The organism is Bacillus sp. SIMBA_031, from assembly GCF_046535225.1.
In the GTDB taxonomy this organism is placed as follows: domain Bacteria; phylum Bacillota; class Bacilli; order Bacillales; family Bacillaceae; genus Bacillus; species Bacillus velezensis.
In genome coordinates this window covers 1-251 of sequence record NZ_JAWRXC010000505.1, presented here as the reverse complement: position 1 = coordinate 251, position 251 = coordinate 1, and the positions used below count along the sequence as shown (strand labels likewise).

The window sequence follows — 251 nt, the reverse complement described above, 5'->3', positions numbered from 1 at the left end:
GGCTCGGTTCCGTTCTGCTGCTGTATTTCGTGATAAAGCCTTCGTTCGGCACGGGCGCGGCCAGAATCGCCGCTCTTGTCATGGCGCTGACGCCGATTGCGGCGGCCGTCAGCCGGACGAATAATCTCGACAGCATGCTCGTCTTTACACTGCTTCTCGGTTCCTGGTGTTTGATGCGCGCGGTGAAACGCGGCAAAATCATTTGGCTCTTATCCGCATTCGCACTTGTCGGTCTTGCCTTTAATATGAAA

General features: G+C 55.4%; 1 protein-coding gene. It reads left to right on the top strand.

Annotated features, from left to right (window positions below):
* The coding region (locus tag SB724_RS21175) for a glycosyltransferase family 39 protein (protein WP_410572966.1) at positions 1–251 on the top strand (251 nt) is incomplete at both ends.